This is a genomic window from Butyrivibrio sp. X503 (assembly GCF_003625475.1).
Taxonomy (GTDB): Bacteria; Bacillota; Clostridia; order Lachnospirales; family Lachnospiraceae; genus Butyrivibrio.
The window spans coordinates 379,569-397,152 of record NZ_RAIQ01000002.1 but is presented as its reverse complement, the minus strand read 5'-3'; the positions used below and the strand labels follow the sequence as shown (position 1 = coordinate 397,152).

General features: G+C 41.8%; 17 protein-coding genes. 12 read left to right on the top strand and 5 right to left on the bottom strand.

Annotated elements, in window-relative coordinates; genetic code table 11:
* Positions 1–124: 124 nt before the first annotated feature.
* Positions 125–1,036, top strand: coding sequence for a DMT family transporter (locus D6853_RS04700; protein WP_120656859.1), 912 nt, complete (start codon positions 125–127; stop codon positions 1,034–1,036).
* A 1-nt stretch (position 1,037) separates the two neighbouring features.
* On the opposite strand, the gene D6853_RS04695 is transcribed toward D6853_RS04700, so the two are convergent.
* The 5 genes from D6853_RS04695 to D6853_RS04675 form a co-directional block, all read right to left on the bottom strand.
* Positions 1,038–1,715: a hypothetical protein gene (locus D6853_RS04695; RefSeq protein WP_147367700.1), complete on the bottom strand. Its 678-nt coding sequence runs from the start codon at positions 1,713–1,715 to the stop codon at positions 1,038–1,040.
* Positions 1,716–1,867: 152 nt separating this feature from the next.
* Complete coding sequence (locus D6853_RS04690) at positions 1,868–2,719, bottom strand: hypothetical protein (RefSeq protein WP_120656855.1); 852 nt, start codon at positions 2,717–2,719, stop codon at positions 1,868–1,870.
* 78 nt (positions 2,720–2,797) lie between these two features.
* Positions 2,798–3,580, bottom strand: coding sequence for a hypothetical protein (locus tag D6853_RS04685; RefSeq protein WP_120656852.1), 783 nt, complete (start codon positions 3,578–3,580; stop codon positions 2,798–2,800).
* A 30-nt stretch (positions 3,581–3,610) separates the two neighbouring features.
* Positions 3,611–4,270, bottom strand: a complete 660-nt coding sequence (locus D6853_RS04680) for a hypothetical protein (RefSeq protein WP_120656850.1) — start codon at positions 4,268–4,270, stop codon at positions 3,611–3,613.
* Positions 4,271–4,294: 24 nt separating this feature from the next.
* Entirely contained in the window at positions 4,295–4,525 is a 231-nt protein-coding gene (locus D6853_RS04675; RefSeq protein ID WP_120656848.1) for a hypothetical protein, read from the bottom strand.
* A 229-nt stretch (positions 4,526–4,754) separates the two neighbouring features.
* Between D6853_RS04675 and D6853_RS04670 the strand changes: the two genes are divergently transcribed.
* The 11 genes from D6853_RS04670 to D6853_RS04620 all read left to right on the top strand — a co-directional run bounded on the left by D6853_RS04670 (position 4,755) and on the right by D6853_RS04620 (position 17,570).
* Positions 4,755–7,274, top strand: a complete 2,520-nt coding sequence (locus D6853_RS04670; RefSeq protein ID WP_120656846.1) for a DUF342 domain-containing protein — start codon at positions 4,755–4,757, stop codon at positions 7,272–7,274.
* Positions 7,275–7,469: 195 nt separating this feature from the next.
* A complete protein-coding gene (locus D6853_RS04665) occupies positions 7,470–8,159 on the top strand; it encodes a F0F1 ATP synthase subunit A (protein WP_120656844.1) in 690 nt (229 codons plus the stop codon).
* 27 nt (positions 8,160–8,186) lie between these two features.
* A complete protein-coding gene (atpE, locus tag D6853_RS04660; RefSeq protein ID WP_120656842.1) occupies positions 8,187–8,405 on the top strand; it encodes an ATP synthase F0 subunit C in 219 nt (72 codons plus the stop codon).
* Positions 8,406–8,440: 35 nt separating this feature from the next.
* Complete coding sequence (locus D6853_RS04655) at positions 8,441–8,932, top strand: ATP synthase F0 subunit B (protein ID WP_158588659.1); 492 nt, start codon at positions 8,441–8,443, stop codon at positions 8,930–8,932.
* Positions 8,925–10,712, top strand: coding sequence for a F0F1 ATP synthase subunit alpha (gene atpA, locus D6853_RS04650; RefSeq protein ID WP_120656838.1), 1,788 nt, complete (start codon positions 8,925–8,927; stop codon positions 10,710–10,712). Before D6853_RS04655 ends, atpA begins: the two co-directional genes overlap by 8 nt.
* Complete coding sequence (gene atpG / locus D6853_RS04645) at positions 10,699–11,637, top strand: ATP synthase F1 subunit gamma (RefSeq protein ID WP_120656836.1); 939 nt, start codon at positions 10,699–10,701, stop codon at positions 11,635–11,637. Before atpA ends, atpG begins: the two co-directional genes overlap by 14 nt.
* A gap of 18 nt (positions 11,638–11,655) precedes the next feature.
* Positions 11,656–13,047, top strand: coding sequence for a F0F1 ATP synthase subunit beta (atpD, locus tag D6853_RS04640; RefSeq protein ID WP_120656834.1), 1,392 nt, complete (start codon positions 11,656–11,658; stop codon positions 13,045–13,047).
* Between the two features lie 2 nt (positions 13,048–13,049).
* On the top strand, positions 13,050–13,475 hold the full coding sequence (gene atpC / locus D6853_RS04635) for an ATP synthase F1 subunit epsilon (protein WP_120656832.1): 426 nt from the start codon (positions 13,050–13,052) through the stop codon (positions 13,473–13,475).
* A 52-nt stretch (positions 13,476–13,527) separates the two neighbouring features.
* On the top strand, positions 13,528–14,016 hold the full coding sequence (locus D6853_RS04630) for a hypothetical protein (protein WP_147367699.1): 489 nt from the start codon (positions 13,528–13,530) through the stop codon (positions 14,014–14,016).
* 33 nt (positions 14,017–14,049) lie between these two features.
* Entirely contained in the window at positions 14,050–15,105 is a 1,056-nt protein-coding gene (locus tag D6853_RS04625) for an acyltransferase family protein (RefSeq protein ID WP_120656829.1), read from the top strand.
* Entirely contained in the window at positions 15,102–17,570 is a 2,469-nt protein-coding gene (locus D6853_RS04620; RefSeq protein ID WP_120656828.1) for a homocysteine S-methyltransferase family protein, read from the top strand. The genes D6853_RS04625 and D6853_RS04620 overlap by 4 nt, the downstream gene beginning before the upstream one ends.
* Positions 17,571–17,584: the final 14 nt, after the last annotated feature.

Genomic DNA, 17,584 nt, shown 5'->3' with positions numbered 1-17,584 from the left:
AATATACAAAAAGGGCTGTCCTAACAGGCAGCTCTTTTTGATTGTATTGTAAAAGAATCTCGAAAGAGTTCATGTTTTTTATGCTATACTCTTTATGAAATAAAAGTATTAGTGAGGGAATAATATGTGGTTGTTTTTTGCATTGGCTACGACCTTTATATGGGGACTTGCCGAGCTCTTTTATAAAAAGGGAGCAAGAGAGCATGAGAAATATGCTCACCTTAAGATATGCGTATGCGTCGGTGTGGTAATGGGAATACATGCACTCTTTACGCTTATTACCAAGGATATAAATTATGATCCGATAAATCTTATCAGATACCTTCCGGTATCTCTTTGTTATATCGTATCAATGGCGTTTTCTTTCTTTGGAATGAGATTTTTGGAAGAATCGATCTCTGATCCCATAGAGAATACATCCGGAGCTCTTTGCTCACTTATGTGTGTTGTTTTTCTTGGTGAAACTATAGCAAGAGGTTCTGTTGTCGCTATAATAATCATCGTAATAGGTATTCTCGGAATCGGATTTTTGGATAATACCGGTGATACGGACAGAAAAAAGAAGATAGGAAAGAAGATGGCAATCATAGCCTTTGCAATGCCTTTTTGTTACGCTATGATCGATGCGCTCGGAAGCTTTCTGGATATATATTTCTTAGATATGGAGACTAGCCCTTTATTTGGTGTTACGGAAGAAACGATAGAAGAGGTCGCGAATACTTCATATGAACTTTCATTTTTTATCGTTGCTGTTATTTTAATGATATTTATGCTTGTAAAGGGTGTTAAATTTGAACTTCCTACGCAGAGAGACAAGATACTTGCAGCTGTATGTGAGACCGCTGGACAATTCACATATGTATACGCCATGAGCGGAAACGGAGCTATCGCCGCACCGATCATTTCATCTGTATGTGTGGTATCGTTGATATTATCTCGACTTGTTTTAAAAGAGAAGTTAAAAGCCAAACAGTATTTCTTTTTGTTCTTAGTTATAGTTGGAATTTTAATCTTAGCTATTATTGAAGGAGATTGATTCAATAAAGCTTTGTTGCCTGATCAATCATGCTAAACGGACTGTCATTAGTTCCGGCAAGAGCGAATAACATTACGTAACCGTCCTTTGTAAGACACAGGAAACGCTGCTTGAATTCAACACCGTCAACTTTTCCTGTGACACTAAGAGAAGGGTGTTCTTCTCCGAGAAAAGAAATGGTATCTATTGTAGTTGTAAGATCCGTAAAGCCCCCGACACTGTCGTAATCCGATACAACCTGCTTAAGCTTGGATTCTACAATGGATTTTTCATCGTAATGATCTGTGACGTTTTTTCCTACGAAGGTAGCAATTACAGTAAAGACCGAAGATTTACTTGTAGTAGCATTTGCCAAAATGACAGGAGTGTGCTCGTTTATCTGAGCGATAACTGCCTCTGTTGCGGCAGGATCGGATGCTTTTTTGCCAAGCTCCGTGAGCTTTCCGTCTTTATCAAACTTCATTCCTTTGAGAACAGGGAAGCGTACGTTAAAAAATGAGTTTTCATAGGCTCCGTCTTTAATTTCACCAAGCGTAAATGCGGTACTTTGTGATTCCGCAGATACTGCTTCTTTTTGAGGGAGCTCATTTGTTTTTTCACTTGCGTATGCGGGAGCTGCAAACAGCATAGATAATACAAGTGCAGGAATTAAGATTTTCTTATTAAATGATTTATTCATGTTCATTCTCGCTTTCCCTTCGTTGTGTATTAAGCGTTATATATACTTTATCACGTTTTATCATATATGTGAAATTAGGAAAAAAGACCTGTAGGAGATTAGTTCTTCTACAGGTCTTTGGCGCTTATAGTATATTGTATGATATTTTTGGATTAGTTAAGCTTAGTAGCGTTTGCGATAGGAGCGAAGACTTTCTGCTCAATTCCGCCGAATCCGATTACAAGTACATATCCGTCCTTGGGGATGCAAACATATCTGTGATTATATGCAATACCTTCCATTGTTCCGGTTACATCCATACAAGGATGCTCATCGCCAAGGAAAGTAGTAGTACCAACAGAAGTCTTTACATCTGTTAATCCCATATTCTTGAACATGTCTACGATATCATTAAGCTTTGACTCGATAAGAGCTTTTTCGTTAAGGTAATCATCTGTATTATCAGCTACATAACCTACATAAACATCTAATGATGCAGTTTTGTTGTTGTTGGCATTGAGAAGCTGTACGGGATAATCGTTATCCAAGATTACCTGAACAAATGCCTCAGTAGCCTTCTTGGCAAATGGAGTTTGAGAATAGTTACCGACAAGTGTCATTAATCCTTCTTCATTAAATTTAAAATCCTCGGGTGCTTCGACTTTAACGTTGAAGAAAGAATTCTCATAAACATTTCCCTTTACTTCGCCGATGCTGAAATTCTTCTCGATAGCTTCTTCAATTACAGCCTCTGTGCTGGCATCTGTAGCTGCGATGTCTGTTGAAGCCTCTGCTGTAGAAGCATCTGTAGATGAAGCTTCTGTAGCTGCCTCTTCAGTAGATGATGCTTCGGTTGCTGCATCTTCATTAGAAGAAGCTTCTGCAGCAGCGTCCTCAGTAGAAGCGTCGGCTGATACTTCTGTATTCTTTTTGTGGTGATGGTGAGATTTCTCGCATGCGAATGCAGGCACGCTTAAGAGCATAGATAAAGCTAAAACTGATACAAGTACTTTTCTGAGTTTCATAGTTTTTCCCTCTTTCCTATTTTTTATATAAGCGCCTGTACTAATGTATCACGTTTTAGCTTGTTTTGTAAAATTTATTCAGTTAAGCGTTGTTGCATTCTCGAAATATTCGATATAATCCGAGAAACCACTTAGTTCAATCTGGAAAACATATCCGTCTTTGGAATAAGTAAGATAATTGGCAATATAATTTTCTTCACCCAAGATTCCTCTGGCTGTGAGAACATCATGCTTTTCACCGAGGAAATTGACGGTTCTTGTTTCGGATGTTATATCCGTTGGAGGAAGATCGCCGTTTGTGTTCTTAAATTCATCAATTGCTATTTGATCATATTTTTCAGCTGAAAAAGCATCGTCTTTATAAATTGTAACTTGAAAAACTTCCATATCAGTGCCTGCAAACTGAGCAATTACAGGCTTTCCGGATTCAATCGTTTCTATGGCAAATGTGGGCCATTCATCTACGGAAACGTTGTACTCTTTGGCACGGAATGAATCCTCAGAGATATAGATATAAGCAGGTGTTTCCATTTTTAAGTTTAAAAACTCATTTTCATATACATTGTCCTCATAACCGTCGCCGGGAGTTTCAATTGATTTTCCGAGGAGATATGAAGGATCCTTACCTGTGATGTCAGAAGCAGAAGTGCTTGTATCTGCAACAGAAGAATCTTCGCTTGAGATACTGTCATCGCTCTCTGAAGAAACTTCTGTACCGGTTTCATCCTGCGTGCTTGTTTCGTTTGTTGTAGCTTCAATCTGAGTATCATCTGTTGTGGTGATCTCTGTTTCATCTGCACATCCCATAACAGAGAGAGCAGTAGTTGCAGCTATGATCGCTGCCATAATTTTCTTTTTCATTTTTTTACCCAACTCTTTCTATAAATATTTTTATTGTTTCTTTATTCTCTTTGCTTTTTCAAGCAGTTCAACCTGATTGGTACCAAGCCCGCTGATCAAGTATGAGATATGATAATCTTTCTGTACATAATGAAGATGAACGTCCATAAAATCTTCGCCGTCGCATTTTCCTGTGATCATGACTACAGGACGCTGTTTACCGAGGCAATCGATTTTTTTGATCTCACCTTTAACATCTGTATAAGAAGAATCATTTTTATAGATTGCAAGTGTGTTAGTAAGATCGTTTTTGTTCATGTGCTTCATATATTCATTTTTCTCCTCGGCTGAAGAAAATTTACCGATCATTACATAAATATCTTTTTTTGGATTATGAATATACTGAGCAACTATTGTATCTCCGCTGTTGATCGCTGAAACTCTGCTGTCTTCGTTATAACCGTTGGCATCACATTCGTTTTGGGCTGCGAGTTCAGCGTCGTTTGCAACTTCAGAGTTATGATATATCGGGATTCTAATGTTAAAGAATTCATTGATATATGCTTTCTCTGTAGTTTTTCCTAGAATTTTATTGTCTGCGGCAGCTGATTTTGCCGCAGCTTCAGCATTTGCAGCCGGTAGAGCAGTAAACATACTGGTGGCTACAACAACTGCACCTATTATAAGTGCACCTAATTTTTTCATATTCATTTTATCTTTCTCCTTTTATAAGCGTTAAAGCTTTATATCCGCCAATACTTTAGAAAAGCCGGCAGTGGGTGCTAATAAGTAATCCTCTGAAGGCGTCTCAGTTTGCATCTCAATCATGATTTCCTGAGCAGCTTTCCCCGGCTCCTCAGCGGATGCGTTGTTAAAATGCGTCATTGTCAGGAAATTGATAATAATGAAAATGATAGTCCCAACAATATAAATACCCCTGTTTGTTCTTTCGTCATCTTTTTTCATACGTGTTCCCCTTTGTTTTGAATTAAAAATTAAATAGTGACCCCTAAATATTAAATTGATTGTAATATTATATTAATAGATTCTAAAATAAATTTCAATAGTTTTTTATATTTTTTTCATAAATTATTCATTTTCTGACTTTATTGAGTAAGGTACATAATTTATGGTAAAATTAGTATATATTCGGAATTAGTCTGAATATTCTTTATCTTATGAGGGCATAAAATTTATGACAGTGCAGGATGATGAACTTGTGAACGAATTAAATAGTTATGCCGGACTTGAATCTTTTAATAAGAACGCCTATGAGAGAGAATTAGAGTTGTGTGCAAATGCGGGAGCCGATGTTGAAAAGCTTAAGGCTCTTGGTTTTAATGCGCTTCAACTTGCCGAGATCAGGAAAGGCATTATAGACAAGGTTGATGTTTCCAGGTACACTGACCCCAATATGCCTTGGACGGAGATGGAAGAGCTTCGCCTTGAGATGACTCAGGGGATAGACATGACTTCTTATAGGGAACAGGGATTTGATCTTCAGCAGCTTTCACAGATCCGTCAGGGTATCGCGATGGGAATAGATGTGTCTGTTTATGCCAAGCCTGAATATCTCGCCGATCAGATGAGAGAGCTTCGTCTCGGATTATCCAAAGATCACGATGTTCCCATTATCTTTTATCAGGATCCTTCTTATGACAGCATGCAGATGAGAGAGATCAGAAAGGGACTTGAAGCCGGAATTGATATTTCTCATTATGCTTCACCGAATATTCCGTACATGAAGATGAGAGCAGTTAGAAAGAGCGCTATTGACGGACTTGTTTTCAGTGGCGGTGAGATTACCAAGTATAATGCAAGTATTTTGGAACAGCTTCATCTTGCATATCTTGATAAGGTGGATATTGCCAGATATATTAAGGATAATTTCGATGCAGAGCAGCTCGAGCAGATCAGAATATGTCTTAAGGAAGGCATTGATATCGACAGGCATATCACCGGCGATATGAGAGGTGATGCGATAAAAGAGATCAGACTTGGCCTTGAGAGCGGCGTCGATGTAGGACAGTACGCCGATCCTTCATACGGCTGGATGCAGATGTATGAGCTGAGAACCGGGCTTGAACATCAGATAGATATATCGCCATATGCCAAGCCTTTATATCAGGCTGATCAGATGCGCGAGATAAGGATCGGAATAGAAGAAGGCGTAGATATCAGTAAGTACACCACTATGATGTATACGGCCACTGATATGAGACGCATCAGGGAAAAACTTGAAAAGGGTGAATTTAAGGTTGCCGAGAAGACTGTTCAGACAGATAATCCCGCAGCGCTTGACAGGACTGAGGGAATCAGCAATGATTCAGCTCTTCTTAACAGTATGATCGCGCACAGGGATGACTATATTTCTTTTACGGCGGACGATATGCTGTGCATGCTGAAGCTTCCGCTTAGAAGCGACGGTGCGACTTACACGGAAGAGCTTATATTTAATTTCCTATTAAAATGCCGTATACGAATGGGAATTGACAAAGAGGGCATTGCAAGGATGCTAAGGCACCTTAATCCCAATGAGAATTACGTCGTTGCTGCCGGAAAAGGCCCTGTTGACGGCGTTGACGGCTATTACGATTTCTTTTTTGATACTGAGACCAATAACGAGCCTATCATATTAAAAGATGGTACGGCCGATCTTTCAAATATGGATACGCTTAAGCAGGTTCGTGTGGGCGATAAGCTTGCTTATTATCACAGGGCGACCAAAGGTGAAGACGGATACAACGTATTCGGAGAGGCGCTTAAAGCCAGAAACGGTAAAGAGATTCCTATTCTTAAGGGTGAAGGCTTCATGATCCTTAACGACAGGGTTACTTATGTTGCCAAGTATTCCGGAGCCATCAGCATGGTCGACGGTGTGATCAATATCCAGAAGGTCATGATAGTGCCTGAGGTTAAGGTCACAGATAAAAAGATCAATTATGACGGTGTTGTATATGTAACGGGAGACGTTCATTCGAGCAGCGATATCAAGGCTACGGGAGATATTATTATAGGCGGTCATATGGAGAGCTCCGTGATCGTGAGTGGAGGAAATGTCATTATCAAGGGCGGAGCAACCTGCCCTATAAGAGGCTCCATTACCGCTAAGGGCGATATTTCCGCCAAGTTCTTTGAGGGTGTTACCATAACGGGTAAGAATATCTCCGGAAACTATTTTATCAACTGTAAGATTAACTCAAGCGGTCTTATCAAGACATATGGCCGCGTTGGAATCATATACGGAGGAACCTGCCAGAGCCTTGTCGGAATTGAAACTGCTTCCGTAGGTAACAGGTCCGGAGCTAAGACTATCATCAATCTTGGAGTCAACGGTTCGCTCCTTACTGAGTACAACAACATTCAAAAGATGATAAGCAGAGAGGAAGAGGATCTGAGGACACTTCAGACGGAGAGCCTTAAGCTTCAGGAAGCCGGTGCTGTCGACAGACAGAGAATGCAGTGGAAGATCAAGATCAATGCTGCCGTAGGAATGAAGGAAGCCAAGATAAAAGAGCTTTCTGCCAAAAAGGTACGTATTCAGGCTGAAATTGACAAGGGAAGTACCGCTCAGGCAATTATTACCGAGATAGCGTACGCCGGAACGATATTTGTTATCGACGGTATCGTGCTCAGGATAGAAAATGACAGAAAAACTTATGACAAGATGATCGTCAAAGCAAATGCTCAAAAGGACGCGATCGAGATCATCTAATTTTGAAGTAAACGTTAAATAAATTCTACGATTGAACGAGGCAGAGATGCCTCGTTCTTTTGACGGAATATTCTGAATACTTTAACTTTGAGACGAATATTATTTGCACAAAATATGTTTTAACCGTGAAAAGGATTGCACAATTACCGCATAAATTCTATAATAGTCTATAGTTTTGATTAACAGGAGAGCTGTATGAAAGAACTATTTGATGAACTTCTTAAAGAAGATAAAGCATTTATTCATATCCCATACGGGAACGGATTATTTGATCTTTATAAGTCAGTTGTTGTTTCTTGGATAGTAATAGGTATTCTTATTCTTTTAATCTTATTTCTTACCCATGGTTTTAAGGTGCATAATATTTCAAAAAGGCAGGCTGCCGTTGAAAGTTTTGTACTCTGGATAAGAGGAGTCACAGGAGGCATGCTCGGAGAAGAGGGCGTAAGATATCAGGACTTTATGGCCACGGTACTTATTTTTATCTGTGCATGTAATTTGGTCGGTCTGTTCGGAGGCACTCCGCCGACTATGGATATGACAGTTACGGTCGCGCTTGCTCTTATGAGTATAATACTTGTCGAAGCGGCAGGTCTTCGTAAGAAAGGTGTAGGAAAGTGGTTCAAGGGCTTTACACAGCCGATGGCGGTCATCACACCTATGAACATACTTGAGCTTGCGATAAGACCTTTGTCTTTGTGCATGCGACTTTTCGGTAACATCTTGGGAGCGACGGTAATCATGGAACTTATCAAGTTTGTTATGCCATTGCCGATCATTTTCCCGGCATTATTAAGTGTTTATTTTGATATATTTGATGGAGCGATACAGGCGTATGTATTTGTATTTTTGACATCATTATATATAAAAGAAGCAGTCGAGTAATATTTGACGCTAAGGAGGAACAGTAAGATGAATTTAACAGCATTAGGTGCAGCTATTGCAGCATTTACAGGAATCGGAGCGGGAATCGGTATCGGCCTTGCCACAGCTAAGGCAACTGATGCGGTTGCAAGACAGCCCGAAGCGGACGGAAAGATCATGAAGCTTCTTATTCTTGGATGCGCACTTGCCGAGGCGACAGCTATTTACGGCTTCGTTGTGGCTATTATGATCATCTCTTCTACATGATCTTTGATTAAACTATTAGAGACGAGGGTATAGACGTGTTAAATGTTAGTATCTTAAGTATTGGGTGTACAGTTTTTAATCTTTTGCTTTTGTTTTTTGTTGCCAAGAAGTTTCTTTTTGGCAGAGTTGATGAAGTTCTTGTAAAGAGAATGGAAGAGGTCGACGAAGCTACTTTGGAAGCAGAAGAGGCCAAGCAGAAAGCTCTTGCCACGCAAAAAGAATACGAGGATAAGATAGCATCCGTTGATGTCGAAAAGGAGCATATTCTTTCCGAGATCAAAAAGAAGGGCTATGTTGAGTATGATCGTATAGTAAGCGATGCTAAGAAAAAAGGAGAGCAGATTCTCGTAGAAGCCAAGCACAATGCTGAGGTTGAGAATGAGCGTGCCAAAGAGGTTTATGCGGCTCAGCTTACCGATATGGTTATCGATGCGGCTTCCAAGATTGCGGCTACCAAGCACAGCAGTGAAGATGACAAAAAACTGTATGACAAATTTATAATTGAAGCCGGAGTAAACAATGAGTGATGTTTTAAAAGCTAAGCTCCGCTATGCAGATACTGCTCCGAGCGGAGAACAGTTTGACAAGATCAAGTCTGTTCTTTGCAAGAAGTTTGAAGTTGATGACATAGAGGTTGAGCTTGTATGCGATCCTTCCATCGGCGGCGGATTCATAGTGTCGTGTAAAAACTATGAGTATGACTGGTCGGATGCCGGAAGGGCCAAACAGCTTCGTGCTGAACTTAATAAGATAAGCCGCAAGACCGGTGACAGAGAGACGGGCAAGATCATCTCAATGCTCAGCAATAAGGTTGAGAAGTTCGATCTTTCTATCAAAGACCGAGAAGTCGGTACGGTTACCTGGGTCGGAGACGGCATTGCAAATATTGACGGAATAGAACATGCATTTTACGGTGAGATCATTGAGTTTGAGGGCGGTACCAGAGGTATGGCTCAGGATATTAGAGACGATCACATCGGATGCATTCTTTTTGGTAATGATACATCGATCAGACAGGGAACAAGAGCTGTCAGAACATATAAAGAGGCCGGTATCCCCGTGGGAGAAGCATTTATCGGAAGAGTTATCGATGCTCTCGGAGCACCGATAGACGGACTTGGTGATATCAAGGAATCGGGCTACAGACCTGTAGAGGAGCCTGCACCCGGTATCGTTGAAAGACAGTCTGTATGCGAACCCATGGAAACGGGTATATTATCAATAGATACCATGTTCCCCATAGGTAGAGGACAAAGAGAGCTTATTATCGGAGACAGACAGACGGGTAAGACTTCGATTGCACTTGATACGATCATCAATCAGAAGGGCAAGGACGTTATCTGCGTCTATGTTGCCATCGGTCAGAAGGCATCAACCGTTGCCAAGATCGTACAGACCCTTAAAAATACGGGAGCTATGGATTATTCCATAGTTGTCAGTTCAACGGCATCCGATATGGCGCCTCTTCAGTACATAGCACCGTATTCGGGAACGGCTCTCGCTGAGTATTTCATGCATCAGGGCAAGGATGTTCTTATAGTATATGATGATCTTTCCAAGCACGCTGTAGCTTACAGAGCGCTTTCGCTTCTTCTTGAAAGATCGCCCGGACGTGAAGCTTATCCCGGAGATGTATTCTATCTGCATTCAAGGCTTTTGGAGAGATCAAGTAAGCTGTCTTCAGAGCTGGGCGGAGGGTCCATTACGGCGCTTCCTATTATAGAGACACAGGCAGGCGATGTATCGGCATATATCCCTACCAATGTTATTTCAATTACCGACGGACAGATTTTCCTTGAGAGCGATCTTTTCTTTGAGGGAATGAGACCCGCCGTTAACGTCGGACTTTCCGTATCCCGTGTAGGATCTGCGGCTCAGACCAAAGCTATGAAAAAGGCTGCGGGAAGTATCAGAGTGGATCTTGCGCAGTATAGAGAAATGGCTGTGTTTACGCAGTTCAGTTCTGATCTTGACGAAGCCACCAAGAAGCAGCTTGATCACGGTAATGTATTGATGGAGCTTTTAAAGCAGCCTCTTGAGCATCCTCTTGCGATGCATGAGCAGGTAATCATACTCGTTGCCGTAGGTTCGGGTAAGCTTGATATGGTTCCCGTCAAGAGTGTCAGAGATTATAAAGAAAGACTCCTTACTTACTTTAATACCGAGCAGGGCGAGATCTGTGAGGATCTTACCAAGAGCAGGGATCTTTCGGATCTTTTGAAAAAGAGAATTTTGGACGCCGTAGATGAGTTTAACGATGCGGAGAACAAAAAGCTTAAGGAAGAAATAGCAAGTGGCAACTATTAAAGAGATTAGGGATCGAATAGAAAGTGTCAACGATACCCGGAAAATTACAAATGCGATGTATCTCATATCTTCAACCAAGCTCCAAAGAGCAAAGAAGATGCTGACAGATACCGAGCCGTTTTTCTTTTCCACTCAGGCTATGATATCCAGAATTGTAAGGCATTTACCCGAGGAAGTTGAGAATATCTTTTTGGAGACAAGACTTGATATTCCCGAGGAAGAAAGAAGGCGCGGTTACATCGTCTTTACTGATGATAAGGGACTTGCGGGCGCATATAACCACAATGTTATCAAGCTTGCCGAGGAATATATCAAAGAAGACGGTGACAGATGGAAGCTCTTTGTGATCGGCGAAGTCGGAAGATTTCATTTTGCTACAAAGAATATGAAGATCGAGGAATCTTTTATATTTACTTCTCAGAATCCCACTCTTCACAGAGCAAGAAAGATCGCGGCCGAGATACTTGAGTATTACTACACAAGACAGGTCGATGAGTTCTACATCATTTATACGACGGTTCACGGCAATAAGACGGAGACCAGATTCCAAAAGCTCCTTCCGCTTGATATCATTACAGACATCAGAAAAGAGAAGGTGCCAACAGGAACCATACTTGAGGAATTCCTGATGGAACCAAGTCCCTCCGCCGTTTTGGATAATATAGTTCCCAATTATATTACGGGATTTATATATGGAGCGCTTGTAGAAGCATTTTGCAGCGTGCAGAGTGCTCGTATGATGGCGATGGATAATGCCAATAAAAATGCCGAGAAGATGATAATGGATCTTCAAAGAACCTATAACAGGCAAAGACAGGCTATGATAACTCAGGAGATAACTGAGGTTGTCAGTGGTGCCAAGGCGCTTAAGCATGCCAAGGAAGTGAAGGCAAAAAAAGCGGCCAAAGCCAAAGAAGCTAATTAACGAATCGAGGATATTCTTTTGAAAAACGGTAAGATTATACAGGTCATGGGACCGGTTGTTGACGTAAAATTTGAAGACAACGATCTTCCATATATCAGCGACGCTCTTTATGTATATGTAGAAGAAAAAAAGCGTGTCATGGAGGTTTCTCAGCATATCGGCGACAATGTCGCAAGATGTATCATGTTATCTCCAAGTGAAGGCTTATGCAAGGACATGGAGGTAATCTCTACGGGAGGACCTATTTCTGTTCCCGTAGGCGAAGGAGTTTTGGGTCGTCTGTTTAACGTAATGGGCGATGTTATCGATAATAAGGGAGAAGTAGCCTGCAGCGAGAAGTGGGAGATTCACAGAGAAGCTCCGGATTTCGTTGATCAGAGCCCTGTTGTTGAGATACTTGAGACCGGAATTAAGGTTATCGATCTTCTCGCTCCTTATGCAAAAGGCGGTAAGATCGGACTTTTCGGAGGTGCGGGTGTTGGTAAGACTGTGCTTATCCAGGAGCTTATCCAGAACATCGCAACCGAGCATGGCGGATATTCCATTTTTACAGGTGTAGGAGAGAGATCCAGAGAAGGAAACGATCTCTGGCTTGAAATGACTGAGTCCGGAGTTATCGATAAGACAGCTCTTGTCTTCGGACAGATGAATGAGCCACCCGGAGCCCGTATGAGAGTTGCGGAGACCGGACTTACGATGGCTGAGTACTTTAGAGATGTTAAGCATCAGGATGTGCTTCTTTTTATAGATAACATTTTCCGTTTTGTACAGGCAGGCTCGGAAGTATCTTCACTTCTTGGAAGAATGCCTTCGGCTGTAGGTTATCAGCCTACGCTTGCTACTGATCTCGGTGCACTTCAGGAGAGGATCACTTCAACGAGATTCGGTTCCGTTACTTCCGTGCAGGCTGTATACGTTCCTGCCGATGACCTTACAGATCCCGCTCCCGCAACGACATTCGCGCATCTTGACGCTACAACGGTTCTTTCACGTAAGATCGTAGAACAGGGTATTTACCCCGCGGTAGATCCGCTTGAATCGTCAAGCCGTATCCTTGAAGAGGATATTGTCGGAAAAGAGCATTATGAAACAGCTATCAAAGTTCAGGAGACTCTTCAGAAATATAAAGAGCTTCAGGATATCATCGCTATTCTTGGTATGGAAGAGCTTAGTGATGATGACAAGCAGACTGTATACAGAGCAAGAAAGATTCAGAGATTCCTTTCTCAGCCTTTCCATGTAGCTGAGCAGTTTACGGGAATAGAAGGAAAATTCGTTCCTCTTAAGGATACGATAAAAGGCTTTAAGGCTATTATTGACGGAGAGATGGACGAATATCCCGAGGCAGCGTTCTTTAACGTTGGTTCGATCGAAGAAGTTATTGAGAAGGCTAAGCAGATAGAGGCGTAATTATGAACAAAGAAAAAGCCCCGACCTTTGGACTCAGGGTCATATCTGTAAACGGAATATTTTATGATGACAGAGCAGAGGAGATTATCCTTCCCTGCGCTGACGGTGAGCTTGCTATCCTTGCCAATCACGAGGAGCTTATCCTTGCTTTGTCCGACGGAGTTATAAAGATCAAACAGCCCGGCGGAGAATGGCTATACGGAGTTGTAAGTTTGGGGTCTGTACAAGTAGCCAACAATAGGTGTATAGTTCTTGTGAATACCGTTGAAAGACCTGAAGATATTGACAAGCAAAGAGCAAGGGAGGCTTATGAGTTTGCCATGGAACATCTTCAGCACAAACAGTCCATCAAAGAGTTCAAGAAATCTCAGGCGGGACTAGCAAGAGCTCTTACCAGACTTAAGGCGGCTTCCAAATATTCTGACTGATATACGGAGTGATATTTTGAAAAAGTTTTTTAGAAAAAGTTTTTGTTTGGGTTTGTTAATTATTTTAGTTTTAAATGCCATCGGCTGTGCCAAGAAAGACGATAAGCTTGAAGCATACAAAAACGAGATGACACAGTTTTATGATAAGCTTGCAAGTCTTGGCGATTCTATCGATGCTATAGATGCTGATTCGGAAGGCTCTAAAGAAGAGCTTTTAGGTTACCTTGATGAAATGAATGATGCGTATCAACAGATGGGACAGCTTGAAGTCCCCGAAGCCTTTTCGGGTATTTCCGATATTACCGTTGAGGCTGCCGAGTATATGCAGAAAGCCAATGAGTGTTATCATCTTGCTTATGACGGCGATTTCGATGAAGATAACGAGCAGCTCGCTTCTCAGTATTACGAGAGAGCCAATAACAGAGCAGTGGTAATACTTCAGGTCCTTCACGGAGAGGTTCCTTCGGGTGAAGGTGTTTCAGTCGAGACAGAAGATGCGTATCAGTTGTCAACTATAGATTCAGATATAAGCACTGAGTAATATCAGTGCTTCTTTTCTAGTCAGAAGATATCCATGAAAAAAGAAAACAGATTTTTATATTTAATCAGTTTCATAGCGTGTATGCTCGTAATCGTGATACATACGAGATTTCCCGGTAATTTCGGACTTGCGATCGAAGCGATAAGCAGGTCTGCGGTTCCGTTTTTCTTTGTGCTTTCCGGAAGATATCTTCTTCGTGACGGCGATGAGAGCGTACTTGATATAAGGAAAAAGTGCGGAAAATACTGGATCAGACTATTAAAGATTACGGCGAGTGTCTATGTCGTTTATTTTGTCTTTTCTCTTTTGGTACATATATACCTTGGGGATTCGGTAAAAGAATGGCTGCTTTCCAAGTATTCTTTAAAGGAATGCATTTTATTTTTGCTGTTTAATACAAGTACCGTTGTATATGATTCTGTCTATGTTTTTGACCATCTGTGGTTTTTGTTTGCGCTGCTTTATACGGTCGGACTTATTTATATTTTTGCGCGAGTACTTAGAAAGTGGTATAAGGTTCTTATAGCATTCCTTATATTTATGCTATATTTTGGAGAGGCACTTCAGACTTTTTATCCTATAAGACCATTTGATATCAGCATTACAACATGGTACATACTGAGAAACTGGCTCTTTTTCGGACTCCCGTTTGTGCTTATCGGTATTCTGCTTGCTGATATATTTAGGAAAAAGAGATTAAAATACGGCGATGATTATTTAAATGTAATGACCTTACACAAAACAAAATTCATTCTTATGATCGCGGCCGGTCTTGTAATGTCAGTTGCTGAGACTTTTGTTTTCGGCAAAAAGGAAATCTATATAGGTTCACTCCTTGTTGTTATCGGAGTATTTCTTTTATCCGAGTGCAAAATTCATGCGGGAGATCATCTTTATAAGATTGGAAAAAAGAGTTCGAATTATATTTATTATTATCATGTACTTGTAATTGCAGTAGTTGATAGATTATCATATGCCGAGGTAATACCTTATCCGACGATGTGGCTTAAGCCGCTTCTCATTATGGCAATATGTTTGATCATGTTTTATATATTGCCGCTATTATTTAAAAAGGAACACAGCAGATGACAAGAGAACAGTTTTTGGAATTTTGTAATGACAGGATCATATTTCTGGACGGAGCTACCGGCTCTAATCTGATCAAAGCCGGAATGCCGGTCGGAGTCTGTCCGGAGGCGTGGATCCTTGAACATAAAGATGTAATGAAGGAACTTCAGAAGAACTATGCCGAGGCGGGTTCCGATATTGTCTATGCACCGACATTTACAGGAAATAGGATCAAGCTGGCCGATTACGGACTTGATAAAGATATAGTTAAGATAAACACCGAGCTTGTACAGCTTTCAAAAGAAGCGGTAGCAGGCAAAGCGCTTGTCGCCGGCGACCTTACAATGACAGGTAAGCAGCTTAAGCCTATCGGAGATCTCGATTTCGAAGAGCTTGTTGATGTATATAAGGAACAGATAAAGATCCTTGAAGATGCAGGCTGCGATCTTCTCGTGGTGGAGACCATGATGAGTCTTCAGGAATGCAGAGCAGCTCTAATCGCGGCAAAAGAGGTTTCGGACCTTGCCGTTATGGTGACTCTTACATTTGAAGCTGACGGAAGAACGCTTTTTGGTTCTGACGCGGCAGCAAGTGCCATTACAATGGAAGCGCTCGGCGCATGTGCTGTCGGAGCGAACTGTTCTACAGGCCCCGATAAGATGGAAGAGATCATAAGGAGCATGGCGGAGGTTACAAGCATACCGATAATCGCCAAGCCCAACGCCGGACTTCCTTCAGTTGATGAAGACGGAAACACGACATATGACATGGACTGCGATACATTCGTTGTCGAGATGGAAAGACTTGTCAATGTCGGAGCATCAGTGCTTGGCGGATGCTGCGGTTCTACACCTGATTTCATAAGAGGCATCAAAGAGAAATACGGCGAAGTTAAGCCAAGTACCATTGTAGATGCCGAGGGTAATCACATAAAGAGAAAGGATCTTCACAAAAGATATCTCTCATCAGAGAGAAGTTCATTATCATTTGGAATGGACGATCTTTTCATGATAGTAGGAGAGAGGATCAATCCTACGGGAAAAAAGAAGCTTCAGGCGCAGCTTCGTGAAGGAAATCTCGAGATGGTCATGGATTTTGCGCAGAGCCAGGAAGAAGACGGCGCGTCGATCCTTGATATAAACGTCGGAATGAGTGGAATCGACGAAAAGAGCATGATGCTGACCGTTATGGAAGAGGTGAGCTCGATTACCGATCTTCCTCTTTGCATAGATTCAAGTAGCGCAGAAGTTATGGAGGCTGCTCTTCGCAGATACCCGGGCAGAGCTCTTATGAACTCTATCTCGCTTGAAAAAGGTAAGGCAGAAGTGTTCCTTCCTCTTGCCAAGAAATACGGAGCGATGTTTATCCTGCTTCCTCTTAATCCCGAGGGACTTCCTAAGTCTTCGCAGGAGAAGATCGACAATATCAATAAGCTTTCCAAGATGGCTTTTGATATGGGAATGGTAAAAGAAGACATTGTCGTGGATGGTCTTGTTGCGACGGTTGGTGCGGACCCGAAGGCTGCGCTTAATACACTTGATACTATCGCTTATTGTCATGATAACGGCTATGCTACGATCTGCGGACTTTCCAATATCTCTTTTGGTCTTCCTCAGAGAAGTAATGTAAATACCGCATTTCTTACAATGGCGATCCAAAACGGACTTACAATGGCAATCGCCAATCCATCACAGGAAATGCTCGTAAATGCTGCATTTGCGTCGGATCTTTTGCGCAATAAGGAAGGCGCGGATCTGAGATACATTCAGAGAATGCAGAGATATGAGATTAATAATGCACAGGGTGATGCTCCGGCAAAAGAGGTTAAAAAGGACACTGCCGCTGATGGTGATATTCTTGGTATAATAAAAAAAGATGTGCTTAACGGCTCGAAGAGAAATATCGTAAAAGATACAGAGAAAGCCGTTAGTATGGGAATCGAACCGAGAGTGATACTTGATACGGTTCTCATGCCGGCGATCAATGAAGTCGGAGATCTTTTTGATAAAGGAAAGTTCTTCCTTCCGCAGCTCATCGCGGGTGCTGAAGCAATGAAGCTATCTATCGGATATCTTGAACCGCTTCTTAAAGACAGTGCGGATGACGGTAAGGAACTTCCCGCGATCGTTATTGCGACGGTTCACGGAGATATCCATGATATCGGTAAGAACCTCGTTGCACTCATGCTTAAGAACTATGGCTTTAAGGTCGTGGACCTAGGCAAAGATGTTCCGAAGGAAGAGATCGTAAAGGCAGCCAAAGAGAACAATGCCAGCATCATAGCTCTTTCCGCACTCATGACGACCACTATGAAAGAGATGAAGAATGTGGTCGATCTTGCCAAGGACGAGCATCTTGATGCAAAGATAATAATTGGCGGAGCGGTGGTCACACCCGATTATGCCGAGGAGATCGGAGCGGACGGATATTCATCCGATGCTGCCGATGCCGTAAGACTGGTTAAGCAGATACTTAATATAGAATAATATAGAATAAACAG

What these genes read in the sequence shown, in the direction of transcription:
- D6853_RS04675 (WP_120656848.1), bottom strand. Translation starts at nt 4,525, where the DNA reads ATGAAAAAAGATGACGAAAGAACAAACAGGGGTATTTATATTGTTGGG.
- atpE (WP_120656842.1), top strand. Translation starts at nt 8,187, where the DNA reads ATGAATTTAACAGCATTAGGTGCAGCTATTGCAGCATTTACAGGAATC.
- atpC (WP_120656832.1), top strand. Translation starts at nt 13,050, where the DNA reads ATGAACAAAGAAAAAGCCCCGACCTTTGGACTCAGGGTCATATCTGTA.
- D6853_RS04695 (WP_147367700.1), bottom strand. Translation starts at nt 1,715, where the DNA reads ATGAATAAATCATTTAATAAGAAAATCTTAATTCCTGCACTTGTATTA.
- D6853_RS04620 (WP_120656828.1), top strand. Translation starts at nt 15,102, where the DNA reads ATGACAAGAGAACAGTTTTTGGAATTTTGTAATGACAGGATCATATTT.
- D6853_RS04665 (WP_120656844.1), top strand. Translation starts at nt 7,470, where the DNA reads ATGAAAGAACTATTTGATGAACTTCTTAAAGAAGATAAAGCATTTATT.
- D6853_RS04670 (WP_120656846.1), top strand. Translation starts at nt 4,755, where the DNA reads ATGACAGTGCAGGATGATGAACTTGTGAACGAATTAAATAGTTATGCC.
- D6853_RS04700 (WP_120656859.1), top strand. Translation starts at nt 125, where the DNA reads ATGTGGTTGTTTTTTGCATTGGCTACGACCTTTATATGGGGACTTGCC.
- D6853_RS04685 (WP_120656852.1), bottom strand. Translation starts at nt 3,580, where the DNA reads ATGAAAAAGAAAATTATGGCAGCGATCATAGCTGCAACTACTGCTCTC.
- atpA (WP_120656838.1), top strand. Translation starts at nt 8,925, where the DNA reads ATGAGTGATGTTTTAAAAGCTAAGCTCCGCTATGCAGATACTGCTCCG.
- D6853_RS04690 (WP_120656855.1), bottom strand. Translation starts at nt 2,719, where the DNA reads ATGAAACTCAGAAAAGTACTTGTATCAGTTTTAGCTTTATCTATGCTC.
- D6853_RS04625 (WP_120656829.1), top strand. Translation starts at nt 14,050, where the DNA reads ATGAAAAAAGAAAACAGATTTTTATATTTAATCAGTTTCATAGCGTGT.
- D6853_RS04680 (WP_120656850.1), bottom strand. Translation starts at nt 4,270, where the DNA reads ATGAATATGAAAAAATTAGGTGCACTTATAATAGGTGCAGTTGTTGTA.